Annotated in this window: 22 protein-coding genes; 6 read left to right on the top strand and 16 right to left on the bottom strand. The window is 66.2% G+C overall.

Annotated elements, in window-relative coordinates; genetic code table 11:
- Nucleotides 1–71: 71 nt before the first annotated feature.
- Nucleotides 72–341: a SemiSWEET transporter gene (locus tag ASE39_RS13285; RefSeq protein WP_010464262.1), complete on the bottom strand. Its 270-nt coding sequence runs from the start codon at nt 339–341 to the stop codon at nt 72–74.
- Between the two features lie 57 nt (nt 342–398).
- Nucleotides 399–1,868: a D-alanyl-D-alanine carboxypeptidase/D-alanyl-D-alanine-endopeptidase gene (gene dacB, locus ASE39_RS13280; RefSeq protein WP_057271410.1), complete on the bottom strand. Its 1,470-nt coding sequence runs from the start codon at nt 1,866–1,868 to the stop codon at nt 399–401.
- A 99-nt stretch (nt 1,869–1,967) separates the two neighbouring features.
- Here dacB and ASE39_RS13275 point away from each other — a divergent pair, with 99 nt between their 5' ends.
- From ASE39_RS13275 to corA, 5 genes are all read left to right on the top strand, one after another.
- Nucleotides 1,968–2,966: a DMT family transporter gene (locus ASE39_RS13275; RefSeq protein WP_057271409.1), complete on the top strand. Its 999-nt coding sequence runs from the start codon at nt 1,968–1,970 to the stop codon at nt 2,964–2,966.
- Nucleotides 2,967–2,996: 30 nt separating this feature from the next.
- A complete protein-coding gene (gene tsaB / locus ASE39_RS13270; RefSeq protein WP_057271408.1) occupies nt 2,997–3,722 on the top strand; it encodes a tRNA (adenosine(37)-N6)-threonylcarbamoyltransferase complex dimerization subunit type 1 TsaB in 726 nt (241 codons plus the stop codon).
- Between the two features lie 19 nt (nt 3,723–3,741).
- A complete protein-coding gene (gene rimI / locus ASE39_RS13265; RefSeq protein WP_057271407.1) occupies nt 3,742–4,221 on the top strand; it encodes a ribosomal protein S18-alanine N-acetyltransferase in 480 nt (159 codons plus the stop codon).
- Nucleotides 4,222–4,249: 28 nt separating this feature from the next.
- Entirely contained in the window at nt 4,250–5,026 is a 777-nt protein-coding gene (locus tag ASE39_RS13260; protein ID WP_057271406.1) for a uracil-DNA glycosylase family protein, read from the top strand.
- Between the two features lie 288 nt (nt 5,027–5,314).
- On the top strand, nt 5,315–6,301 hold the full coding sequence (gene corA / locus ASE39_RS13255; protein ID WP_010464274.1) for a magnesium/cobalt transporter CorA: 987 nt from the start codon (nt 5,315–5,317) through the stop codon (nt 6,299–6,301).
- A 198-nt stretch (nt 6,302–6,499) separates the two neighbouring features.
- Here the strand turns inward: corA and ASE39_RS13250 are convergent, their stop codons facing one another.
- The 9 genes from ASE39_RS13250 to ASE39_RS13210 form a co-directional block, all read right to left on the bottom strand.
- Nucleotides 6,500–7,267, bottom strand: coding sequence for a 5'-methylthioadenosine/adenosylhomocysteine nucleosidase (locus ASE39_RS13250; protein ID WP_057271405.1), 768 nt, complete (start codon nt 7,265–7,267; stop codon nt 6,500–6,502).
- 167 nt (nt 7,268–7,434) lie between these two features.
- A complete protein-coding gene (locus ASE39_RS13245) occupies nt 7,435–9,114 on the bottom strand; it encodes a long-chain-fatty-acid--CoA ligase (RefSeq protein WP_057227331.1) in 1,680 nt (559 codons plus the stop codon).
- A 91-nt stretch (nt 9,115–9,205) separates the two neighbouring features.
- Nucleotides 9,206–10,618, bottom strand: a complete 1,413-nt coding sequence (pntB, locus tag ASE39_RS13240; RefSeq protein WP_010464279.1) for a Re/Si-specific NAD(P)(+) transhydrogenase subunit beta — start codon at nt 10,616–10,618, stop codon at nt 9,206–9,208.
- 34 nt (nt 10,619–10,652) lie between these two features.
- A complete protein-coding gene (locus ASE39_RS13235) occupies nt 10,653–12,254 on the bottom strand; it encodes a Re/Si-specific NAD(P)(+) transhydrogenase subunit alpha (protein WP_057227333.1) in 1,602 nt (533 codons plus the stop codon).
- A gap of 54 nt (nt 12,255–12,308) precedes the next feature.
- The gene (locus ASE39_RS13230) at nt 12,309–12,848 is read right to left on the bottom strand and encodes a hypothetical protein (protein WP_057227335.1); all 540 of its coding nucleotides are present in this window, start codon (nt 12,846–12,848) and stop codon (nt 12,309–12,311) included.
- 62 nt (nt 12,849–12,910) lie between these two features.
- Nucleotides 12,911–13,636 (bottom strand): hypothetical protein, encoded by a 726-nt coding sequence (locus ASE39_RS13225; protein WP_057271404.1) that lies wholly within the window; start codon nt 13,634–13,636, stop codon nt 12,911–12,913.
- 317 nt (nt 13,637–13,953) lie between these two features.
- Nucleotides 13,954–15,018, bottom strand: coding sequence for a class II fructose-bisphosphate aldolase (gene fba, locus ASE39_RS13220; RefSeq protein WP_057227339.1), 1,065 nt, complete (start codon nt 15,016–15,018; stop codon nt 13,954–13,956).
- 79 nt (nt 15,019–15,097) lie between these two features.
- Nucleotides 15,098–16,489, bottom strand: a complete 1,392-nt coding sequence (locus ASE39_RS13215) for a two-component sensor histidine kinase (RefSeq protein WP_010464289.1) — start codon at nt 16,487–16,489, stop codon at nt 15,098–15,100.
- Nucleotides 16,486–17,190 carry a response regulator transcription factor gene (locus ASE39_RS13210; protein WP_029414129.1) on the bottom strand — a complete coding sequence of 235 codons (705 nt, stop codon included), beginning with the start codon at nt 17,188–17,190 and terminating at the stop codon, nt 16,486–16,488. Before ASE39_RS13210 ends, ASE39_RS13215 begins: the two co-directional genes overlap by 4 nt.
- Before the next feature lie 79 nt (nt 17,191–17,269).
- Between ASE39_RS13210 and ASE39_RS13205 the strand changes: the two genes are divergently transcribed.
- Entirely contained in the window at nt 17,270–18,022 is a 753-nt protein-coding gene (locus ASE39_RS13205) for a phosphatase PAP2 family protein (RefSeq protein WP_057271403.1), read from the top strand.
- Between the two features lie 19 nt (nt 18,023–18,041).
- Here ASE39_RS13205 and pyk read toward each other — a convergent pair whose 3' ends face one another.
- The 5 genes from pyk to ASE39_RS13180 form a co-directional block, all read right to left on the bottom strand.
- Entirely contained in the window at nt 18,042–19,478 is a 1,437-nt protein-coding gene (gene pyk, locus ASE39_RS13200) for a pyruvate kinase (RefSeq protein WP_010464296.1), read from the bottom strand.
- 113 nt (nt 19,479–19,591) lie between these two features.
- Nucleotides 19,592–20,377: a CPBP family intramembrane glutamic endopeptidase gene (locus tag ASE39_RS13195; RefSeq protein WP_057271486.1), complete on the bottom strand. Its 786-nt coding sequence runs from the start codon at nt 20,375–20,377 to the stop codon at nt 19,592–19,594.
- Nucleotides 20,378–20,391: 14 nt separating this feature from the next.
- Entirely contained in the window at nt 20,392–21,789 is a 1,398-nt protein-coding gene (locus tag ASE39_RS13190) for an aminopeptidase P N-terminal domain-containing protein (protein ID WP_057271402.1), read from the bottom strand.
- Nucleotides 21,786–22,571 carry a nucleotidyltransferase family protein gene (locus ASE39_RS13185; RefSeq protein ID WP_057271401.1) on the bottom strand — a complete coding sequence of 262 codons (786 nt, stop codon included), beginning with the start codon at nt 22,569–22,571 and terminating at the stop codon, nt 21,786–21,788. Before ASE39_RS13185 ends, ASE39_RS13190 begins: the two co-directional genes overlap by 4 nt.
- Nucleotides 22,568–22,957 (bottom strand): S-adenosylmethionine decarboxylase, encoded by a 390-nt coding sequence (locus ASE39_RS13180; RefSeq protein WP_057271400.1) that lies wholly within the window; start codon nt 22,955–22,957, stop codon nt 22,568–22,570. Before ASE39_RS13180 ends, ASE39_RS13185 begins: the two co-directional genes overlap by 4 nt.
- Nucleotides 22,958–23,007: the final 50 nt, after the last annotated feature.

Here is a 23,007-nt window from a genome sequence, read left to right as displayed (position 1 = left end):
CTGAGTCGCAAGCAGTACGCGCGGCACGGCAAGTTGCGGCAACGAAACCAGAAGCGTTTTGCGAGTCGCGCTTAGCGCTGGCCACGCGCTCCGTAGACCACCTTCATGCCCAGGATCGTCCCCGCCAGCGCGAGCGTGATGGCGTTCGCCACCACGATGGGCCAGGCCGCCAGGGTCAGCCCATACACCAGCCACAGCGCCACACCGGCCGTGAACACGCTGTACATGCCCAGCGAAATGCCCCGAACATCCCGCGTACGAAAGGTATGAAGTGCCTGGGGTACAAAGCTGCAGGTGGTCAGGATGGCGGCGAGGTAGCCGATGAGCTCGGTGGTGGGCATGGGACGGGGGAAAGTTCTGAAGGCTCTGGCGCGTGTGGCAGGGCAACGCCTCATTATTCACTGGTCGCGCGCGGTCCAGTCGACCAGGCTGTCCAGCACAGGCCGCGCAGCGCCGGCATTGGCATGGTTGACGACAGCCACCAGCACATAGCGCCGCCCGCTGGCCGCGTGCACATAGCCCGCCACGGCCATCACGTCGCGCAGGCTGCCGGTCTTGAGATGGGCCGTGCCCACGCGGCTCTGGCTGCGGCGCAGCGTGCCATCCACCCCGGAGATGGGCAGCGACGCCACCAGCTCCGGCATCACCGGGGACACCCAGGCCACCTGCAGCATGCGAGCCAGCGCCTGCGCCGTCAGGCGGGCATCGCGGCTCAGGCCTGCACCGTTGTCGGCCAGGGGCAGTTCGGCATCACCGATGCGCGACAGCCACCACTGGCGCAAGGCCTCGCGGGCACCGTCGAAGGTGGCCACACCGTTCTTCTGCAGTGCCAGCGTCAGGAACACCTGCTGCGCCATCACGTTGTTGCTGTACTTGTTCACGTCACGCACTACTTCGGACAGCGCGGGCGAGGTGGCCACGAAGGCGGGTTTCAAGCCGGGCGGCACCTTGCCCTCGCGCACGCTGCCCGTGAGCTTGCCCCCCAGCTCGCGCCACATGCCTTCCACTGCACGCCCCGCAAAGCCGCGTGGGTCCACCGCCGCCACGGGCCACACGCGCTCGCCGCAGGTGGCCGGGTACACCCCCTGGAAGCTCACCTTGGCGGGGTCGGCCAGCTCCGCCCGCAAGGCGCCACGCCAGTCGCCACACTCGGTGCCCGGCGCGGCCAGCGCGACGGTGGCCTGGCGCACCACACCCGCCAGGGGTGGGTCGTATTGGATACGCGCCAGGCCTGCGGCGGAATCCGGCACAAAGGTCATCACCGACGATTTGTAGTTGAGCAGCAGCGCATCGGGCGCGGCGTTGTAGGGGCGCAGTGGCTCGCCATCAAAACGTGCCGGGTCGTGGTCGGGCACGTCAAAGGCCGTGCGGTCGAGCACGATGTCGCCGACGATGACCTGGATGCCCTGGCCCTGCAGGCGCCGCATCAGCAGCCACAGGCGTTCCATGACCAGCTTGGGATCTCCCTGACCCTGGATGTAGACATTGCCACGCAGACTGCCGTCCTGCACCAAGCCCTGCACGTAGACCGGGGTGTTCCACACATAGGCGGGCCCCAGTTGCTCCAGCGCTGCATAAGTGGTCACAAGCTTCATCACCGACGCCGGATTCACCGACATCTGGGCCCGGTGCGCCAGGCGTGCAGGCGATGATTTGCCCCCCTGGACATCCACCACCATCACCGACAGGGCCTCGCGCGGCAACTTGGCACGACCCAGGGCGGCTTCGACCTCCGGTGGCAGCGGGGCGGGAGCCGCCGCCTGGGCCTGGGCCGTGCCAGCAGCCCCCGCCAGAACGAACCACACCGCCACACCGCCCAGGGCACCACGCAGCGCGAAGTGGCGCCAAGAATCAGGAAACAAGAACATGGCGCGAGTCTATCGCCCGGCAGCGCGCCGCCCGCAGGCCGCGCGAGACCAGGAACCTGGATGCCAGCGCCGCCACGCCCACGCACCGATAATCCCCCGATGCGTTTTTCTCCTCGTGCCATCGGCCTGCTGGCGGCGGTCGTGACGGTCACCATCTGGACGGGTTTCATCGTCATTGCCCGCGCCTCGGCCCAGCGCACGCTCACACCGTTCGACATTGCCCTGCTGCGCATCACCGGTGCCAGCCTGGTCTTGCTGCCCTGGGGCTGGTGGCTGGTGCGGCGGCGCACCGCAGCGCTGGGCTCGGCCGCCCCGCCCTCCAGCCTGGCGGGCATCTCGCCCCTGCCGCTGCGCACCACGGCCCTGCTGGGCACCTTCGGCGGGCTGCTTTACGCCATGCTGGCCTACGCGGGATTCTTCCATGCACCGGCCACCCATGCGGCGGTGCTGATGCCGGGCAGCCTGCCGCTGTGGACGGCGCTGCTGGCTGCCGTGCTGCTGCGCGACCACATCACGCCGCTGCGTGCGGCGGGCCTGGCCCTGATCGTGGCAGGCGACCTGTTGGTCGGCGGGCGCAGCCTGCTGGCGGCGTTTTCGGGCGGGGATGTGTGGAAGGGCGATGTGCTGTTCATGCTGGCCGCCGCGTGCTGGGCCACCTACAGCGTGCTGGCCCGGCGCCATGCAGTGGATGCCGTGCAGGCCACCATCGCGATCACCGCGTTTGCATGCCTGGTCTATGTGCCGGGCTATGCCTTGCTGACCACGCTGGGCGCCGTCACCAGCCGCTTGGCGCTGGCGCCTTGGAGCGAGATCGTCTTCCACATGGTGTTCCAGGGCGGCGGCTCGGTGGTGATCTCGGGCATCGGCTTCACGCGCATGATCCAGCACTATGGGCCCGTGCGATCCACCATGATCACGGCCCTGGTGCCAGGCCTCTCGGCCATCGGTGCAGTGATTTTTCTGGACGAGCCAATGTACTGGAACCTCGTCGCCGGCCTGCTGCTGGTGACTGCCGGTATCCTGCTGGGCGTGCTGCGCAAAAGTCAGGCGGGCGTGGTCGTCCCGCCCACGCCCGCCTCTGGCCGCACCGCCCCCTGACCCCTTTTGCCGCGCAAACCCTCTGGCCCCATGAATCTGCTCGCTTTCGACACCAGCACCGACACCCTTTCCATCGCCGTCCAGCACGGCGATGCCGTGTGGCAGCACACGGGCCCCGGGGGCGCGCAGGCTTCGGCCACGCTGATTCCGACAGTGCGCAGCCTGATGGCGCAGGCCAACCTGTCGTTCGACACGCTGGAGGTCATTGTGTTTGGCCGTGGCCCGGGCTCCTTCACCGGGTTGCGCACCGCCTGCGCCGTGGCCCAGGGACTGGCGTTTGGCGCGCACGGGGGCCACGGCATACCGGTGCTGCCCGTGGACACCCTGCTGGCCGTGGCCGAGGAAGCGCGCCAGGCGCACGGCTGCACGCAGGTGGTTGCGGTGCTGGACGCGCGCATGGACGAGGTCTACCACGCGCGCTGCGAGTGGATCGGCGCCCAAGGCCGCTGGCACACCGATGCCGACTTTGGCTTGGGAGCGCCGGAATCCGTGCTCGTGCCCGCAGGATGGACGGTGGCGGGCAACGCGCGCGCACCTTACGGCGAACGGCTGGCGCCCACAGCCACCCATGTGGCCACACTGCCCACGGCCAGCGCTCTGCTGCGCTTGGCCCCGGCCCTGCTGGCGGCGGGCGAAGGCGTGCCCGCCAGCGATGCGCTGCCGCGCTACATCCGCGATAAAGTGGCGAAAACCACCGCCGAGCGGGCTGCGCTGCGCGCCGCCCAGCAAGAACGCGCGGTGGACGCTCCCCAGTGAATCATCCCTGTCAGACCCCATGAGCGCCTTGCCCACCCCGTCTGCCGGCGCGCCCGAGGCGCGCTTTGAAGCCCTCGCGCTCTCGCGGCTGGATGCCGTGCTGGCGGTGGAGCAACGCGCCTATTCGCACCCCTGGACACGCGGCAACTTCACCGATGCCATGGCCTCGGGCTACCAGGCGCAGGTGCTGATGGCCGGAGAGCACCTGCTGGGCTACTTTGTGGCCATGCTGGGGGTGGATGAAGTGCACCTGCTCAACATCACCGTCACCCCCGAATTCCAGCGCCAAGGCTGGGCGCGGGTGCTGCTGGACGCATTGGCCCTGTGGTCGCGCGGGCGCGGCGCCCAATGGCTGTGGCTGGAAGTGCGCATGAGCAACCTGCGCGCCCAGCACATCTACCAGACCCACGGGTTTCGCCGCGTGGGCGAACGCAAGCGCTACTACCCCGCCGAACTGGGCCAGCGCGAAGATGCCGTGGTCATGAGCCTGGCATTGTGAGCAACACCTTCAACGGGCCCCTTTTCCCATGAGTCTTCACCTCGATGCGCGGCAGCGCGCCATGCTGCAAGAAATGGGGGTCACCGTGTGGGGGCCACAGGAGGCACCAGCAGCCCGCACGGCAGCCCCGGCGCCCGCCCCCGCCATGGCCGCACCCGCCCCAGCAACCCGCGTGGTGTCCACCCCCACCCCGCCACCCGCCGCGGCAAGCCTACCGGCTGCACGCGCGCCCCAGCCAACGCCCCCGCGAGTGTCCGCACCTGCGGCAGAGAGCACAGGCGCAGCCCTGGCTACCCCAACCTTGCGGCTGCATGCGCCCCAGGCGCTGTACCCCACCGCAGACCCGGCGCAGACCCCGACCGGGCTGGGTGCGGGCTGGCTGATCGTGACCGAAAGCCTTACACTGGGCGAGCCGCTGGGTGGCGATGCGGGCCGATTGCTGGACAACATGCTGCGCGCCATGCAGCTGAACAAGCACCCGCGCGTGTTCCTGGCGGCACTGGAGCGCACGGCCTCCGGCGCGGAACCCGGTGGTGACCACAACATCCCCGCAGCGCTGGCCGACGCCGTGGCGGCGCTGCAACCCGCCCTGGTCCTGGTGCTGGGCCATGTGGCAGCGCGGGCGGCGCTGGGTCGCACCGAGCCGCTGGGCCGCCTGCGCGCAGGCCCGCACCAGCTGGCGGGTTGCCCGGCCGTGGTGACCTACGACCCGGCGTTTCTTTTGCGCTCGCAAGACGTCAAGGCCGCTGCCTGGGCCGACCTGTGCCGGGCCCTGGCCATCGTGCGCCAGGCCACATCCCGCTGACCACCGCGGGCGCGGGCTTTTGCTAGGAGGCTGTCGGACTTGGAGCGCCGATCAGCGAAAATCGGACCGCTGCGGTCGATTTGCAGCCGGCGATTTCCAAGTCCGACGGCCTCTTAGGACCCGCTGCAGCTGCAGTGCCATAATCCGCCGCCTGTCCATTTTTTACGGAGAAAGCTCCTTGGAAACCTACCCGAGTTGGTAGCTTTCAGCTCCCCGGCCTGCCTGCTGTGGGGTTGAAAGCACCCGATCCCCCACACCGCAGATGCCACACAACAAGGGAGTGAGCCCATGCTCAACATCTTCACGCTCGCCAATGGCCGGCTGTTCCAGGAAGAAATCGAATCCCTGGAAGAACTGACCCGCTTCCAGCCAATCTGGGTGGACCTGGAAGCCCCCACCCTCGAAGAAAAACGCTGGATCAAGCAGCACTACGGCCTGTCCATCCCCGAGGATGCGATGGACGAAGACATCGAGGAATCCGCCCGCTTCTACGAAGAAGACAACGGCGAGCTGCACATTCGCAGCGACTTTTTGATCGACGACGATGAAGACCCGCGCTCGGTGCGGGTGGCTTTCATCCTGAACCAGCACAACGCCAACCTCAAGAGCCGGGGCGTGCTGTTCTCCATCCACGACGAAGACGTGCCGGTGTTCCGCCTGCTGCGCATGCGCGCACGCCGCGCACCAGGCCTCATCGAAGACGCCAAGGAAGTGCTGCTCAAGCTGTTCGACGCCGACGCCGAGTATTCGGCCGACACGCTCGAGAACATCTACGACGAGCTGGAAAAGGTGAGCAAGCAGGTGCTGGCCGGCGACGTGACCGATGCCCTTGCTGGCGAGGTGCTGGGCGCCATTGCCCGCCAGGAAGACTTGAACGGACGCATCCGCCGCAACGTGATGGACACCCGCCGTGCGGTGAGCTTCATGATGCGCAGCAAGATGCTCAACTCCGAGCAGTTCGAGGAAGCCCGCCAGATCCTGCGCGATATCGAATCGCTGGACAACCACACGGCGTTTTTGTTCGACAAGATCAACTTCCTGATGGACGCCACGGTCGGTTTCATCAACATCAACCAGAACAAGATCATCAAGATCTTCTCGGTGGCCAGCGTGGCGCTGCTGCCCCCCACGCTGATCGCCAGCGTGTACGGCATGAACTTCAAGTTCATGCCCGAGCTGGAGTGGAGCTACGGGTATGCCTACGGTATCCTGCTGATGATCGCCAGCGCGGTGGGGCCCATGTGGTACTTCCGCAAGCGCGGCTGGTTGAAGTAGCCCCCCTGTAGCGCTGCGCGCCTTCCCCCCCGAGGGGGGACGCCACCGGTGGACCGGCAAAGCCGGATCCACGGTGGCGCTGGCATGGGGGAGCGCCAGTTTCACGGCGCGGCGACCGATGATCTACGGCCACGCATGAAAACATCCAATAAAAATAGCCCCTAGCGCTTATTCAACAAGCGCGAGTAGCTATCAATTTTATAGTTTTTGAAGAAACGCCAGCATGATGTGCTCGGCGTAGCGGCTGGCCACGATCTGCACGAAGAGGGGAAAGTCCACGTGGGCGGTGTCATCGGCGCGGTCGGAGATGGTGCGCACGGCGGCGAATGGGATGCTGTAGTCATAGCACACCTGGGCCACGGCGGCGCCTTCCATCTCAACGGCCAGCACGTCGTGGCCGGCGTCGCGCAAGGTGTTGCGCAGGCGGTGGGACTCATCGGCGGCAGAGACAAATCGGTCCCCGCTGGCCACCAGGCCGTGGTGGGTGCGGTGCAAGACGCCTTCCAACGCATCTGTTGCACCAGTTCTCAAGCCAAATTGGCCGCTGGCGCCTGATACACAAGCGTAAGCAGCTTCCAAAAGCAGAGCAGACAGCACGCCGTCACAGGCCAGGCGGCTGCGCGCGTAGCCGGGCACTTCCCAGCGCGGGAACAGGGGCGAGGCGTCCATGTCGTGCTGGAGGTAGTCCTGCGCCACCACCACGTCGCCCACGTTCACGCCATCGCCCACGCCGCCCGCCACCCCGGTGAAGACGATGCGCGCCACGCCGAAACGCTCGATGAGCGCCGTGGCCGTGGTGGCAGCCGCCACCTTGCCGATGCCCGACAGCGCCAGCACCACGGCGCGGCCGTGCAGCTCGCCCAGCCAAAAGGCGCGGCCCGCATGCATCAGGCGCTGGGGGTGCAACAGGTGCTGGACCAGCGAGCTTTGCTCTTCGGGCAAGGCGCTGAGGATGGCGGTGGTCATGGGCAACTAAGGGTTAAAACCGGCGCGCTCCAGACCAGCGGACGCCGCGCAAGGGCCGCCAAGCCGCTTGGGCGGTGCTTCGCTTGCGTGCGCTGGCGTCGCCCCCCTTCCCGCTGCGCGCAGCGCGGCGAGAGAAGGGGGAGCGGCGAAGCCGCTCGGGGGGATGCTCACTTCTTATCGCGCAGCTCGCGGCGCAGGATCTTGCCTACGGGGGTCTTGGGCAACTCGGTGCGGAACTCGATGACCTTGGGCTGCTTGTAGCCCGTGAGTTCTGCGCGGCAGAACTCCTTGACCTGCGCTTCGGTAAGCGCGGGGTCTTTCTTGACGATCACGAGCTTGACGGCTTCACCGGTCTTCTCGTCCGGGACGCCCACCACGGCGCATTCGAGCACGCCGGGGCAGTTGGCTACGACTTCTTCGACCTCGTTGGGATAGACATTGAAGCCGCTGACCAGCACCATGTCCTTCTTGCGGTCCACGATCTTGAAGAAGCCGCGCTCATCCATGACGCCGATGTCGCCGGACTTGAAGAAGCCGTCGTCGGTCATGACCTTGGCGGTTTCATCGGGGCGCTGCCAGTAGCCCGCCATCACCTGCGGGCCCTTGATCGCGATTTCACCGGGCTGGCCGAGGGCGGTCACGTCGCGGCCGTCGTCGTCGATCAGCTTCATCAGGGTGCCGGGGAGCGGCACGCCAATGGTGCCCGTGAACTCCTTGGCGGTCACGGGGTTGCAGCTGACCGAGGGGCTGGTCTCCGACAGGCCATAGCCCTCGCAGATGGGGCAGCCAGTCTTCTCCAGCCAGAGCTTGGCCACGGCGCCCTGCACGGCCATGCCGCCGCCCACCGAGACCTTGAGGTTCTTCCAGTTGACGGTGTTGAAGTCGGGGTGGTTGGCCAGGCCGTTGAACAGCGTGTTCACGGCCGGGAAGCTGTGGAAGGTGTGCTTGGACAGCTCCTTGAGCACGGCAGGCAGGTCACGCGGGTTGGGGATCAGGATGGTCTTGCCGCCGGTGCGCATGCTCAGCATCATGTTCACGGTGAACGCGAAGATGTGGTACAGCGGCAGCGCACAGATGCTGGTGGGCTGCTCGCCCGCCGGCACCTTCTTCATCACGGGGTCGTTCCACGCCTCGGACTGCAGCACGTTGGCGATCACGTTGCGGTGCAGCAGCACCGCGCCCTTGCTCACACCCGTGGTGCCGCCGGTGTATTGCAGCAGCGCGATGTCGTCGGGCTTGATGTCGGGCTTCTTGAGCGTGCCGCGCGTGCCCTGGGCCACCGCGTCATTGAAACGCACGGCGCCCGGCAGGTTGTAGGTGGGCACCATCTTCTTGACGTTGCGCACCACGTAGTTGACCAATGCTCCCTTGAGCAGGCCCAGCTGGTCGCCCATGGCGCACAGCACCACGTGCTTGACGGGCGTGTTTGCAATGCAGCTTTGCAGCGTGGTGGCGAAGTTTTCGATGATGACGATGGCCTTGGCGCCCGAATCCTTGAGCTGGTGCTCCAGCTCGCGCGGGGTGTACAGCGGGTTCACGTTGACCACCACGAAGCCCGCACGCAGGATGGCCGCCACCGTCACGGGGTACTGCGGCACGTTGGGCATCATGATGGCCACGCGGTCGCCCTTGACCAGGCCCAGGCCCTGCAGATAGGCCGCAAACGCGCTGGAGAGCGAGTCTGTCTGGGCATAGGTCACTTCCTTGCCCATGAAGCTGTAGGCCACGCGGCCCGCGTACTTGGTAAACGCCTCGTCCATGAGGGCCACGAGCGATGGGTATTGCGTGGTGTCGATGTCTGCAGGGACGCCTTGCGGATAGGCAGCCAGCCAGGGGCGATTCGTCATTTTTTGTCTCCTGATAAGTTTTATTGATGCCGTGAAGACCGCCCTGGGATTTCCAGCACGATCGTGCTTTTTCGCGGTGAAATTATGCCCGTCACCCCTTGAGCGCGGAAAGAACTTCGTCGAGCATTTTCTTGGCGTCGCCAAACAGCATGCGGTTGTTGTCCTTGTAGAACAGGGGGTTGTCCACCCCCGCGTAGCCCGACGCCATGGAGCGCTTCATCACGATCGAGGTCTTGGCCTTCCACACTTCGAGCACGGGCATGCCTGCGATGGGGCTGGTCGGATCATCCAGAGCGCTGGGATTCACGATGTCGTTGGCGCCGATGACCATGGCCACGTCAGCATTGGGGAAGTCCTCGTTGATCTCGTCCATCTCCATCACGATGTCGTAGGGCACCTTGGCCTCGGCCAGCAGCACGTTCATGTGGCCGGGCATGCGACCCGCCACCGGGTGGATGGCAAAGCGCACATCCACGCCCTTCTCGCGCAGGGTCTTGGTGATCTCGTACACCGTGTGCTGGGCCTGGGCCACGGCCATGCCGTAGCCGGGCACGATGATGACGCTTTTGGCATCGCGCAGCAGCTCGGCCGTCTCGGCGGAGCTGACGGGCACGGCCTCGCCTTGCGGCTCGGTTGCCTCGCCCTTTTTGGCTGGTGTGCCAGCGCCCGACCCGAAGCCGCCCGCGATCACGCTGATGAAGTTGCGGTTCATCGCGTTGCACATGATGTACGACAGGATGGCACCAGAAGAGCCCACCAGCGCGCCCGTGACGATGAGCAGGTCGTTGGACAGCATGAAACCCGTGGCCGCCGCTGCCCAGCCCGAGTAGCTGTTGAGCATGGACACCACCACCGGCATGTCAGCACCGCCGATGGCCATCACCATGTGGATGCCGAACAGCAGCGCGATCGCCGTCATCACCATCAGCGGCACCATGCCTTGTTCAATGGTCTCGGCGCGCAGGAACTCGCGGCCAAACCAGATCACGATCAGCAGCGCAGCCAGATTCATCCAGTGGCGGCCAGGCAGCAACAGCGGCTTGCCACCGATCTTGCCGTTGAGCTTGCCGAAGGCGATCAGCGATCCGCTGAACGTGACCGCGCCGATCAGGATGCCGACATAGATCTCCACCTCATGAATGATCTTCTCGGCGCCCTGCAGCTGGATCGAGGTATCGACGTAACTCGCAAAACCCACCAGGCAGGCCGCAAGGCCCACCAGGCTGTGCATGAGGGCGACCAGCTCGGGCATCTGGGTCATCTTGACGACCTTGGCCGCATACAGGCCAATGCCACCGCCGATGACCAGCGCGCCGACGATCCAGGCCACGCCCGCAGGACTGACACGGGGGCCGAACACCGTGGCCAGCACGGCCAGCGCCATGCCGACCATGCCGAACAGGTTGCCCCGGCGCGAGGTTTCGGGGTTGGAGAGCCCGCCCAGGCTCAGGATGAACAAAATGGCCGCACCCAGGTAGGCAACGGTGGCGAGACTTTGGGACATGTTCTGTGCTCCTTGTGTTCTTGTTGTGATGGAGTTACTTGCGGAACATGGCCAGCATGCGGCGCGTGACAGCAAAGCCACCGAACATGTTGACAGCCGTGAGTACCAGCGCGGCAAAGGCCAGCCAGAGGATGAGCCCATCCGGGCGCCCGTTGATGCCCGCATCGGGCGGTGCAATCTGCACCAGCGCACCGATGGCGATGATGCTGGAGATCGCGTTGGTCACGCTCATCAACGGCGTGTGCAGCGCGGGCGTGACATTCCACACCACCATGTAGCCGATGAAGCAAGCCAGCACGAACACCGTGAAGTGGCCCAGGAAGGCCACGGGCGCATAGGCACCGATGGCCCAGAACAGCACGGCCAGCACGGCAAAAACGATGGTCAGCGTCTTGGCAGACATCGGTGCGCCCGGACCATGGCTGGATTTTTTGGCAGCCACAGGAGCTGCCGCGGCCTTGGGTGCCGGCACAGGGGCCTGCTTGAGCGGTGGGGCGGGCCAGGTGATCGCGCCATCCTTGACCACAGTGAGGCCGCGGATCGCGTCGTCCTCCATGTTGACCACGGCCACGCCGTCCTTGGCCTTGCACAGCTCTTCAGCCAAGCGCAGCAGGTTGGTGGCATACAGCGTGGACGACTGCTTGGCCAGGCGCGAGGCCAGATCGGTGTAGCCGACGATGGTCACGCCGTGGCGCACCACAGCCTGGCCAGGCACGGTCAGCTCGCAGTTACCACCCTGCTCGGCGGCCATGTCCACGATCACGCTGCCGGGCTTCATGCTCTGCACCATCTCGGCCGTGATGAGCTTGGGCGCGGGTTTGCCCGGAATCAGCGCGGTGGTGATGATGATGTCGGCATCCTTGGCTTGCTCCGCGTACATCTTGCGCTGCGCGGCCTGGAAACCCTCGCTCATGACCTTGGCGTAGCCGCCGCCGCCCGAGCCTTCTTCCTCGTAATCCACCTTGACGAACTCACCGCCCAGCGACTTGACCTGGTCAGCCACTTCGGCACGCGTGTCGTTGGCGCGCACGATGGCGCCCAGGTTGGCAGCCGTGCCGATGGCGGCAAGCCCCGCCACGCCCGCGCCTGCGATGAACACCTTGGCCGGCGGCACCTTGCCCGCGGCGGTGATCTGGCCGTTGAAAAAGCGGCCGAAGGCATTGGCCGCCTCGATGACGGCGCGGTAGCCGGAGACGCCAGCCGTGGAGGTCAGCGCGTCCATCTTCTGGGCGCGCGAGAGCGTGCGCGGCAGGCAGTCGATGGCCAGCACCGTGGCCTTGCGGGCCGCGAGCTGCTGCATCAGCTCGGGGTTCTGGGCGGGCCAGATGAAATCAATGAGCGTCGTGCCCTCACGCATCAGCACCACTTCGTCGCTGCTGGGCGGGCGCACCTTGAAGACGATGTCTGATGCTGCCCACAGCGCGGCAGCGCCGCCCACGATCTGGGCCCCGGCGGCGCGGTAGGCGTCATCGCTGAAGTTGGCGGCGTCCCCAGCCCCCGACTCCACAGTGACCGCAAAACCCAGCTTGATCAGCTTCTCCACCACATCGGGCACGGTGGCCACACGCTTTTCGCCGGGGAAGATTTCCCTGGGCACGCCGATACGCTGCGGCTGCGGGACGGGGCTGGTCTGCATGGGAGGTCTCCTCGAAGTTGTGGAATCGTTGGGGCCGGCGTGTCTGCCGCTGCGTCAGCCCGCCCAGGGGCGTGCGGCGGCCTGCTTCTTGGCAAAGCAGGCCTCCACGGCATCCAGGAGCTGCTGCTGCTCTGCGCTGGCTGGAGGCACGATCAGCGCTGCGCCCTGCATCACGGAACGCAGGGTCAGCACGTGGTAATCGGTGAATTTTTCTAAGCTGCGCTCCAGCACAGCAGGCACTTCGCTGGGTGCCAACGGGCGGTTGCGCAGCATGTGGGAACTGGCAACCCAGAGGTTGTTCGCATCGGAATCGCCCAGACCCAGATGTTGGCGAAGCAGGGCCAGAACGCCCTCTTTCTGCTCCACGGTCACGGCGCCAGTCGCCTGCACCATGGCCAACGCCATCACAGCCACCACATCCACAGGGTGCTCCAGCGTGTAGAGCGGCGGCGTTGTGACCTTCCTGGACCAGGCACGGCGGCGGAAAAAGGCCAGCGGATTGAGCCAGCCTACGTCAATGCCAAAACGGCGCAGAGCTTCCATCGCCATCGTGAAAGTGATGATGAGCCCCAGGATTTGCAGGATCACGCCCATGGTGAATCTCCCTCTCTTGTGTTGTCTTGTAGTTTTGTTGTTTTGTTATCTGTTTGCACCGCTCATTTCCGGGATGCGGCTTCGGCAAACGGGAAAGGCGGAATGGCCAGGTGGCCGTCCACCATGCCGGCGCTCAGGCGCACAGCCTGGGCCAGGTCATGGGCCCATTGCTGGAAGGGCAGGCCTGCGACCAGGAACTCTTCGTTGTTGCGCGGCCGGACGCTGATCAGCCGCTGGTCCACCAGGGCATCCACCACCACCCAGACACCCGCTTCGGTGACGTAGCGGTAGCCCACATGCGCATAGGGGGCGTTCAGCGCGATCTGGCGGCTGGCCATCCATTGGACAAGATCGGGCCGGTTCTTTTCGAGCCACTTGGGGCTGCTCGCCCAAAGCTTGAAGCGCAGGCAATCGGCCCGCACAGGGCTGCCATCGGCGGGATCCTTCACGATGACGTCCTGTTGCGCCGGACAGTACCCCCCCCCTTGCGGAGACCCCCGCAAGTCGCCCGTGCGGTTGGTCTGCACACGCAGCGCAGCCAGCCATTCACCTTTCGCACCACGCAGCCCCACGTCACGGGTTTGCAGCGAGGTACGGCCTCCGGGGCCCGCAATGGCTTCATCGGAGGTACCCAGGTCTTGCCACGCCCCTGGCGGCAACACCAGACGGGCGCGCCCGACTGGATATTCGGCCTTTGGAGGAACGGTCAGGGGCGCACACGCCACCGTCAGCACCGCCACGGCAAATACAGGCAACAAGCGCCGAAACTTCGAAATAGTCAGAGTCATAGAGAAAGGTTCATACGAATTCGCCTTCAATCATCCCACGGCACCCGAGTCCGTCCATCGACGGCTTCTGCCATGCAACAACCAGCTCGGTGTAACTGGTGAGAAATGTGTTGAAAGCGCCCTGGTATCGGACACTTCTTACGGCGCTGCCGGTGGGCAAGCTGACCGCGAGCTTACATGAAGAAAATCTTGCCGCTGTCGCCTTTGTCTGATGTAGGGGGAACTCCCCAGTCCATCTCGTATCGGGGCAAAAAAAAGCCTGGCTGCGCAACGCAGCCAGGCCGATCGGGCGGCCCTGCAGGGCCTTGTGCCAACGGTCAGTTCACCACTTGGGCCAGCGTACCCGCCGCGTACTGGGCCGCCACAGCCTGAAGGCTCAGCCCCTTGATCTTGCTGCCCTGGCCTTCGCAGCCGAATTCCAGGTAACGCTGCTTGCAGACCTGCTTGGCGGCTTCGCGTGCAGGCTTGAGCCACTCGCGCGCGTCGAACTTGTCGGGGTTTTCAAACAGGAACTTGCGCACCGCGCCGGTCATGGCCAGGCGGATGTCGGTGTCGATGTTGATCTTGCGCACGCCGTGCTTGATGGCTTCCTGGATCTCCTCGACCGGCACGCCGTAGGTTTCCTTCATCTTGCCGCCGTACTGGTTGATGATGGCCAGCAGCTCGGCAGGCACCGACGACGAACCATGCATCACCAGGTGGGTGTTGGGAATGCGCTGGTGGATTTCCTTGACGCGGCTGATGGCCAGGATGTCGCCCGTGGGCTTGCGGCTGAACTTGTAGGCGCCGTGGCTGGTGCCAATGGCAATCGCCAGGGCGTCCAGTTGCGTGGCCTTCACGAACACGGCGGCCTCTTCGGGGTCGGTGAGCATCTGGCTGTGGTCGAGCTTCACATCGGCGCCAATACCGTCTTCCTCGCCGGCTTCACCGGTTTCGAGGTTCCCCAGGCAGCCGAGTTCGCCTTCAACGGTAACCCCCACCTTGTGTGCCATGTCGACCACCTTGCGGGTCACTTCGACGTTGTAGTCGAACGACGAGGGCGTCTTGCCGTCTTCCATCAGCGAGCCATCCATCATCACCGAGCCAAAGCCCAGGTCGATGGCGCCCTGGCAAATCTTGGGCGAGGTTCCGTGGTCCTGGTGCATCACCAGCGGGATGTGCGGGAAGGCTTCGACGGCGGCCTGGATCAGGTGCTTGATGAAAGGCTCGCCAGCGTACTTGCGTGCTCCGGCGCTGGCCTGCAGGATGACCGGGGCGCCCACTTCGTCGGCGGCGGCCATCACGGCCTGGACCTGCTCCAGGTTGTTGACGTTGAAGGCAGGGATGCCATAGCTGTTGGCTGCGGCATGGTCGAGCAGTTCGCGCATCGAAACGAGGGGCATGGTCGTAGGGTCCGTTGAGGGTTGGAGAAGGCGCTGTAAGCCGGTCATTGCGGTGGTAACCGCTTGGTAACTCGCGATTTTAACCGGGGGGCGTGACCGCCGAAGGGGGCAAATCCAACCGAAAACAGGTGGTAAAGGGCTGGGCGGCAGGTGCTGGACCGAAATTACCGCCATGGATGTCTGCCACCCGCCGCAGGATTTCGTGGCCCAGGTGCAGGCTGTCAGTGGGACTTCTCGCACCCGCAGTGGCGGGCAGGTCGCCATGGCGCCTGGCACCGTCATCACACACCTGCAGCCATACACCCGCTCCCTCAGTAGCCCCCACCTGCACCGCGATGTGCGTGCCCTCCGGCGTGTGCTTGAGCGCGTTTTCCACCAAATTGCGCGCCGCGATGTCCAGCAGCAACACGTGCCCAGACACCCAAAGCTCCGGTGGCGCCGACAGGGCGATGTCATCCCCCCGCTGCCAGGCAGCCTGCGCATAGTCAACACACACTTGGCGGGCCACGGCACAGAGGTCCACCGGCGCCTTGGCCTCGTGCAGTTCCGCCCGGCTGGCGCGCGCCAGGGCCAGCAGCTGGTTGAGCACATGGCCGGCCCGCAGGGCGTCCTGGCCAATGCGGGCAATGGCCTGCGCCCGTGCGGCGGAATCCAGCTCTCCGCCCAAGGCACTGGCCTGCAGGGCAATGGATGACAGGGGCGTGCGCAATTCGTGCGCGACTTCGTTGGCCAACCTGCGTTCGCGCACCAGCGCGGCCTGCTGACGGTCCAGCAGGGTGTTGATGGACGCGACCACCGACTCGAACTCGCTCCAGGCATGGCGCGAGGCCAGGCGTGGCGCGCTGGCAGGGTCGAGTGCCGCGACGTCTGCCGACAAGGCATACAGCGGCCGCAAGCCCCGCCACAGGGCCAGGCCCAGGGCGAGCGACACGACGGGAAGCAACCAGAGGCCAGGCTCGATCATCTGCTCGGCAATGTCCTGGGCAAGCTCGTCGCGCTCGCGCAACTCCAGCAGCACCATGATCTTGCGCGCCCGCGCGGCATCCCACTGCGAAAAGCTGCGCCATACCGCCTCGTCCGGCCCCAGCGCCATGTTGGCGAATCCCTCGACATCACCGAAGGCAGGTGCCGGCGCCGTACCGCTGTGATGGAGCATGCGACCCTGCGCGTCCCACTGGACCACGCTGAGGGACTGCTGGTAGTCGTGCGACTTGAGCCAGGGTGTGGCCGCGCGCTGCGTGACCTGCGGCCCTTCGGTGGCCTCGGTCGCGCGCAGGTTCAGCAGCAGGGCAGCCACACTGGCCAGGTGCCCGTCGGTCAGTTCATCCGCCTCGTGCACCCCTGTCTGGTAGCCAATGAACACGAAACTTCCCCACACCAGTGCCAGCGCCCCGAGGCACCACAACAGCAGCTGGCGCGTCAGCGACGGCCGGCGGGCGCGCGCGACAGGAGTCGCTGCAGAGGCGCTCATGCCGAAGGCTCCTGGGGCATGAAATAGCCCACGCCCCGCATGGTCTGGATGCACGCACTGCCCAGTTTGCGGCGCAGGTGGTGGATATGGACCTCCACCGCGTTGCTCTCAATGGCGGCATCCCAGCTGTACAGGCGCTCTTCGATCTGCTGGCGCGAGAGCACACGCCCCCGGGCCTCCAGCAGCACCAGCAGCACCGAAAACTCCCGGGGCGACATCTCTACCAGCTTGCCGCCCTGGTGGACGGTTCGCGCCGCAGGGTCCATCTCGATGTCTGTGTAGCGGAGGGTGGGAGACGCCCGGCCGGCGGCCCGGCGCAACAGGGCGCGCAAGCGTGCATCCAGTTCATCGATGTCGAAGGGCTTGGCCAGATAGTCATCCGCCCCCTGGTCCAGCCCCGCAATGCGTTGATGCACCTGGTCACGGGCGGTGACGATCAGCACGGGAGTGGAGGGATCGGGCAACATCTGCGGAGCCCCGGCCCCAGGCGCCGGGCTGAGGCGCAACCGCCTGAGCAGCTCGCCGCCGTCGCCATCGGCCAGCCCCAGGTCCAGCAACACGGCATCAAAACGCTCCACGCGCAGCGCACCCCAGGCACTGGCTACGCCATCGCACACATCCACCGCATAGCCACGCTGCTGGAGGTTGGTACGCAGGCCTGCGGCAATGCCGGCATCGTCTTCGACCACGAGTATTCGCATGCAGCCATTGTCGCCGCGCGGTGCACCCTGCGGAGGGTCATTAAGACAGTGTTAAGTGGGGCACCCTATGGTCCGTGGGATGTTGTCCCCGCCTTCCCAGCCCCGTCGTTTTGCCGCCCACCACCGTACTTTGCTCCTTTGGACGCTGGGTATCCTGGCCGCCGTGGTGGCCTGGGACGCCGGGGGACAGGACATCCCCCTGGCCCAGGCGTTTGGCTCTGCCACGGGGTTCCCGCTGCGGGAACAATGGTTCTTCGTGCAGGTGCTCCATGAAGGCGGCCGCCGACTGGGGTGGCTGCTGGTGCTGCTGCTCACGCTGGGGGTGTGGTGGCCCCGGGGCGTGCTGCGGCGCCTGGATGCGGGCGAGCGGCTGCAGATGGCCCTCAGTGCCCTGCTGGCACTTGCGGCGGTGAGCGTGGTCAAGAACCTGAGCACCACCAGCTGCCCCTGGGACCTGGCGGAGTTCGGTGGCGTGGCGCGCTATGCCTCCCATTGGGCGCTGGGGGTGATCGACGGCGGCGGCGGGCGGTGCTTCCCGGCGGGCCATGCCTCAGCGGGCTTTGCTTTTGTGGGGGGCTACTTCGCGCTGCGCCACAAAGCACCTGCTGCCGCGCGATGGTGGCTGGCAGGCGCACTGCTGGCAGGCTTGGTTCTGGGCGGTGCCCAGCAGGCGCGGGGCGCACACTTCATGAGCCACACCCTGTGGACAGGGTGGCTGTGCTGGACGGTGGGTTGGCTGTGCGACCTGGGCGCTTCGGCCCTGCGCCCACGCCTGGCCGCCCTCTCCACAGCCGCCACAGCGGCCGACGATCCACCCCGGGCCGCCAGCTGATTGCTCAGCGCCTGGCTTTTCAGCTCGCCACGCAGATCTTCAGCATATTGGTCCCGCCCGGCGCCCCCATGGGCTCGCCACAGGTGATGGCGTAGACGTCGCCCTTTTGCACGATATTGCGGTTCTTGAGATGGCGCTCGGCCTGCTCCAGGGCCGTATCGCGGTCTGCACTGGTGTCCATGAGCAGGGGACGCACGTTGCGGTACATGGCCATCTTGCGCTGCGTGGCCACCTTGGGGGTGAGTGCGTAGATAGGGATGCGGATGCTGTGTCGGCTCATCCACAGGGCCGTGGCACCGCTGTCGGTCATGGCCACGATGGCCTTGGCACCCAGGTGGTGGGCCGTGAACAGCGCGCCCATGGCGATGGACTGGTCGATCCGGCCAAAGGTCTGGCCGGTGAAGTCGGCGTCCAACTGATGGTCCTCCGCCGCCTCGGCCGCAGCGCAGATGGTGGCCATTTCTTCCACGGTTTCGAGCGGGTAGCGGCCCGCGGCCGTCTCGGCGCTCAGCATCACGGCATCGGTGCCATCCAGCACGGCATTGGCCACATCACTCACCTCAGCGCGCGTGGGCACGGGGTTGGTGATCATGCTTTCCATCATCTGCGTGGCGGTGATGACGACCTTGTCCAGCTCGCGCGCCATGCGGATCATCTTCTTTTGCAGCGCAGGCACGGCCGCGTTGCCCACTTCCACGGCCAGGTCGCCGCGCGCCACCATGATGCCGTCGCTCACGCGCAGGATGGCTTCCAGGTGCGGGATGGCCTCGGCCCGCTCGATCTTGGCGATCAGGCCCGGCTTGTGACGGTACTCGGACGCGGCCACATTGCACAGCTGGCGCGCCATTTCCATGTCGGTCGCGTTCTTGGGAAAGCTCACCGCCACATAGTCGGCCTGGAAGCTCATCGCCGTGCGGATGTCTTCCATGTCCTTGGCCGTGAGGGCCGGTGCCGTGAGGCCCCCGCCCTTCTTGTTGATGCCCTTGTTGTTGGACAGCTCGCCGCCCACCTTGACCGTGGTGTGCACCTCTTCGCCCCGCACCGCATCGACGGTGAGCACGATCAGCCCGTCATTGAGCAGCAGCAGGTCGCCCGCCTTCACGTCGCGCGGCAGCTCCTTGTAGTCCAGGCCCACGCCTTCGATGTCACCCAGCTCGGTACGCGATGCATCGAGCACAAACTTGGCGCCCGACTCCAGCTGCACCTTGCCTTCGGCAAACTTGCCCACGCGGATCTTCGGGCCCTGCAGGTCGGCCATGATGGCCACTTCGCGGCCTGCGCGCTGCGCGGCGGCACGCACGGTGGCAGCGCGGTCGATATGGTCCTGCGCCTTGCCGTGGCTGAAGTTCAGCCGCACCACATTCACCCCCGCTCGGATCATGGCCTCCAGCAGTGCCGGGTCGCTGGATGCGGGGCCCAGGGTGGCAACAATCTTGGTGGCGCGGCGGGTAGGCATGGGTTTGTCTCTTTCTCTCGTTTGTCTGGTGGATGTAATCGAGTTTCAATTCTCACACGAAGCGGTTACATGCGAGTTACCCCATGCATCCGACCGCAGGCTCAGAGTTGTCGTCAGAGCAATGGATACGACAACAGGTGCGCCAGCACATGCGCGAGGATCGCCGCCTCCAACCCGTGGCGCGCATAGAGCCAGCCCGCCACCAGGCCAAAGGCCGTATTGCCCACCAGCACGAACACCACGACGGGCCAGGTCAACACCCCGGCCAGCGCCTGGGCAGCAGGCAGATGCCCCAGTGCAAACAGCAGGGCACTGAGCAGCACCGCCACAGCCACAAGCACCCTGCCCGGCTGGCCCTGCCCGCGCTGCCACACCCGCCAGCCCAGCCACAACAGCAGGGTCATCACGCCCCAGCGCACCAACAATTCTTCGGTGATGCCGCCATACAGCAGCTTGACCAGCAGCGGCATGGCACTGGCGGGGTCCGACGGTTGCAACGCGGCGGGCGCCACCTGGGACAGCGCCCACAGCCACGCAGCACCCGCCACACCGCCCAACACGCCGGGCAGGGACTGGGCACGCAGCGCGGGGCCGATGGGCCTGCCGGCCAGCCAGGAAGACACAGCGGGCGTCTGCAGGCCCACGCGGGGCGCCAGCCACGCACCTAATGCCACGGCCAGCGCCAGCAGCACGGCCGTTTGCAGCCCGCTGAGTAGCACCACAGCCCAGAGCGGCAACGGCAGCAGGGCCTCGTTGGCCCTCAAGGGCGGGAGCAGCGCCCACACCACCGCGACTACGCCAGGCATGCCCAACAACCACAGCGCACCGCCCAGTCGCCACTTCGCGGGTTGCCCCTGGGCACCCGCCGATTCCGCCAACACAGCGTTGTCCAAGGCCATGGGTTTGCCCACGCTCAGGCGCGCATCAGCGCTTCGATCTCGTCGGCCTTCACGGGCACGCCACGCGTGATCAGCTCGCAGCCCGTGTCCGTGACGATGGCATCGTCTTCAATGCGGATGCCGATGTTGTGGAACTGCTCAGGCACGCCATCGGCGGGGCGCACATAGATGCCGGGCTCGATGGTCAGAACCATGCCCGGGCGCAGCACACGGCTGGGGCGGTTGGTGATGGTCTCGCCCGAGAGCGGGTCCTTGCGCTCGCTCACCTGGCCGACTTCGCCGGGCTCCACATAGCTGCCGCAGTCATGCACGTCCATGCCCAGCCAGTGACTGGTGCGGTGCATGTAGAACTGGAAGTAGGCACGCTTGTCGATCACGTCCTGCGCCGACCCCACCTTGTTCTTGTCGAGCAGGCCCAGGTCCAGCATGCCCTGCGCCAGCACGGCCACCGTGGCGTCGTGCGGGTCGTTGAAGCGGGCACCCGCCTTGGTGGCAGCCACGGCCGCGTCCTGGCTGGCCAGCACCAGGTCGTACAGCGCACGCTGTGGGCCCGTGAATTTTCCGTTGGCGGGGAAGGTGCGCGTGATGTCGCTGGCGTAGCTGTCCAGCTCGCAACCCGCGTCGATCAGCACCAGCTCGCCATCACGCACCGGTGCGGTATCGGCCCGATAGTGCAGCACGCAGGCATTCGCGCCCGCCGCCACGATGGAGCTGTAGGCCGGGTACTGCGAGCCCGCGTCGCGGAACGCATGCAGCAGCTCGGCATCGAGGTGGTATTCGCGCACATCCTCCCCGGCGCGCAGCATGCGGGCCGAGCGCTGCATGGCGCGGATGTGGGCCTGCGCGCTGATGGCGCTGGCGCGGCGCATGATGTCCTGCTCGTGCGCGTCCTTGAACAGGCGCATCTCATCAAGCAAAGTGCACAAATCGTTCTGCTCGGCGGGACAGATGGCGCCGTAGCGCACGCGCCCCCGCACCACATTGAGCCAGCCCTCCACGCGGGCGGCCAGACCGCTGTGCGTGGCGAACGGGTACCAGACGCAGCCCGTGTTTTCGAGCAGGCGCGGCAGCTTGCTGTCCAGTTCGGCCATCGAATGCGCGGCGTCCACGCCCAACGCGGCGGGCGCAGCGGCCGGGCCGAGGCGGTAGCCATCCCAGATTTCGCGCTCCAGGTCCTTGGGCTGGCAAAACAGCGTGCTGCGGCCATCGTGGGCCAGCACCAGACAGGCACCCGGCTCGGTGAAACCGGTCAGGTAATAGAAGTAGCTGTCGTGGCGAAACAAAAAGTCGCTATCCCGGTTGCGCGGGCGCTCCAACGCCGTGGGGATGATGGCGATGCCCCCAGGGCCCAGCTGGGCAGCCAGGTGCGCGCGGCGCTGGGCATAGACGGAGGCAGGCACGGTGGTGTTCATGGCGCGTCGTGAGAATAGGAATTGAGTTCGGCCAGCCGCTCTGGCGTGCCCACATCGGTCCAGCGGCCGGTGTAGAGCTGCGCGCTGACGCGACCATTGTCCATCGCACGGCGAAGCAGCGGTGCCAGCGGGGCTTTGATGCCCCCTGGGTTGCCCGGCGGAATGTCGCACCAGGGCGCCGCGAACAGCTCGGCGCGCAGCAGGGCGATGGTGCTGTAGGTGTAGCGGGGCGCGGGGTCGTCGGCGGGTAGGTTCAGCGCCAGCCCGTCGGCCGACAGGCCAAAGTCACCGCGCGGGTTGTGGGCCGGGTTGGGCACCAGCCACAGGTGGGCCAGGTGGTGGCTGGCTTCAAAGGCCGACACGGCGGCGCTGTCGAACACGAAGTCGGGCGCAAACACATCGCCCGCCGCCAGCCAGAACACGGGGCCAAGCTGGGGCAACGCGCGGGCGATGCCGCCGGCGGTTTCCAGTGCGCCGCCAAAGTCCACACCTTCGTGTGAGTATGAAATTGATAGCTGCCTGCGCTTATCCATCAAGCGCCGAAGGCCAAAAACACCTGAAAATTGATCGCTGATCTGCGCCCCCAGCCACGCGGTGTTGATCACCACCTGCTCCACACCCGCCTCCTGCAGCGCCGCCAGGTGCCACTGCAGCAGCGGCTGGCCCTGCACCTGCAGCAGGGGCTTGGGGGTGGTGTCGGTCAGCGGGCGCATGCGCTCGCCACGGCCTGCGGCCAGGAGCAATGCGGGTACCTGGTGATGGGAGGCGGCACTAGAACTCATGCTGCCACCTCGTTCACAGCACCCCGTTGCAGCGCGTGGCGCTCCACCGTGGTGGGGTCGAACAGGGCCAGCAGCGCGTCCATCAGCGCCCGTGCCTTGCCCGAATGGTCGGCACCAAAGTTGCACACATATACATCCAGCGTCACCGCGCGCTGCTCGGGCCAAGTGTGCACGCACAGGTGGGATTCTGCTAGCAAAACAGTAGCAGTCACCCCGCCAGGGCCATGCGCCGTGGCCGGAAATTCATGAAACAACTGCCCCACGGGCTGCAGCCCGGCGGCGTGCACCGCATCGGTACAGGCGCGGCCCAGGGCGGCGGCGTCCAGCAGCCAGGCAGGGGCACAGCGGCAGCCATGGAGATCGGCGGTGAGGTGCAGTCCTTGCATGGCCCGCACTGTAGTGCATTGCCACCGGACTTCCGGCTTGCAGCCTGCGA

Source organism: Acidovorax sp. Root267, from assembly GCF_001429215.1.
Taxonomy (GTDB): domain Bacteria; phylum Pseudomonadota; class Gammaproteobacteria; order Burkholderiales; family Burkholderiaceae_C; genus Acidovorax; species Acidovorax radicis.
The sequence above is the reverse complement of the archived record's forward strand: the minus strand, read 5'-3'. Positions and strand labels throughout refer to the sequence as shown.

Bases quoted from the DNA above. Each gene is read 5' to 3' on its own strand.
- ASE39_RS13285 (WP_010464262.1), bottom strand. From the start codon at position 341: ATGCCCACCACCGAGCTCATCGGCTACCTCGCCGCCATCCTGACCACC.
- dacB (WP_057271410.1), bottom strand. From the start codon at position 1,868: ATGTTCTTGTTTCCTGATTCTTGGCGCCACTTCGCGCTGCGTGGTGCC.
- ASE39_RS13275 (WP_057271409.1), top strand. From the start codon at position 1,968: ATGCGTTTTTCTCCTCGTGCCATCGGCCTGCTGGCGGCGGTCGTGACG.
- tsaB (WP_057271408.1), top strand. From the start codon at position 2,997: ATGAATCTGCTCGCTTTCGACACCAGCACCGACACCCTTTCCATCGCC.
- rimI (WP_057271407.1), top strand. From the start codon at position 3,742: ATGAGCGCCTTGCCCACCCCGTCTGCCGGCGCGCCCGAGGCGCGCTTT.
- ASE39_RS13260 (WP_057271406.1), top strand. From the start codon at position 4,250: ATGAGTCTTCACCTCGATGCGCGGCAGCGCGCCATGCTGCAAGAAATG.
- corA (WP_010464274.1), top strand. From the start codon at position 5,315: ATGCTCAACATCTTCACGCTCGCCAATGGCCGGCTGTTCCAGGAAGAA.
- ASE39_RS13250 (WP_057271405.1), bottom strand. From the start codon at position 7,267: ATGACCACCGCCATCCTCAGCGCCTTGCCCGAAGAGCAAAGCTCGCTG.
- ASE39_RS13245 (WP_057227331.1), bottom strand. From the start codon at position 9,114: ATGACGAATCGCCCCTGGCTGGCTGCCTATCCGCAAGGCGTCCCTGCA.
- pntB (WP_010464279.1), bottom strand. From the start codon at position 10,618: ATGTCCCAAAGTCTCGCCACCGTTGCCTACCTGGGTGCGGCCATTTTG.
- ASE39_RS13235 (WP_057227333.1), bottom strand. From the start codon at position 12,254: ATGCAGACCAGCCCCGTCCCGCAGCCGCAGCGTATCGGCGTGCCCAGG.
- ASE39_RS13230 (WP_057227335.1), bottom strand. From the start codon at position 12,848: ATGGGCGTGATCCTGCAAATCCTGGGGCTCATCATCACTTTCACGATG.
- ASE39_RS13225 (WP_057271404.1), bottom strand. From the start codon at position 13,636: ATGACTCTGACTATTTCGAAGTTTCGGCGCTTGTTGCCTGTATTTGCC.
- fba (WP_057227339.1), bottom strand. From the start codon at position 15,018: ATGCCCCTCGTTTCGATGCGCGAACTGCTCGACCATGCCGCAGCCAAC.
- ASE39_RS13215 (WP_010464289.1), bottom strand. From the start codon at position 16,489: ATGAGCGCCTCTGCAGCGACTCCTGTCGCGCGCGCCCGCCGGCCGTCG.
- ASE39_RS13210 (WP_029414129.1), bottom strand. From the start codon at position 17,190: ATGCGAATACTCGTGGTCGAAGACGATGCCGGCATTGCCGCAGGCCTG.
- ASE39_RS13205 (WP_057271403.1), top strand. From the start codon at position 17,270: ATGTTGTCCCCGCCTTCCCAGCCCCGTCGTTTTGCCGCCCACCACCGT.
- pyk (WP_010464296.1), bottom strand. From the start codon at position 19,478: ATGCCTACCCGCCGCGCCACCAAGATTGTTGCCACCCTGGGCCCCGCA.
- ASE39_RS13195 (WP_057271486.1), bottom strand. From the start codon at position 20,377: ATGGCCTTGGACAACGCTGTGTTGGCGGAATCGGCGGGTGCCCAGGGG.
- ASE39_RS13190 (WP_057271402.1), bottom strand. From the start codon at position 21,789: ATGAACACCACCGTGCCTGCCTCCGTCTATGCCCAGCGCCGCGCGCAC.
- ASE39_RS13185 (WP_057271401.1), bottom strand. From the start codon at position 22,571: ATGAGTTCTAGTGCCGCCTCCCATCACCAGGTACCCGCATTGCTCCTG.
- ASE39_RS13180 (WP_057271400.1), bottom strand. From the start codon at position 22,957: ATGCAAGGACTGCACCTCACCGCCGATCTCCATGGCTGCCGCTGTGCC.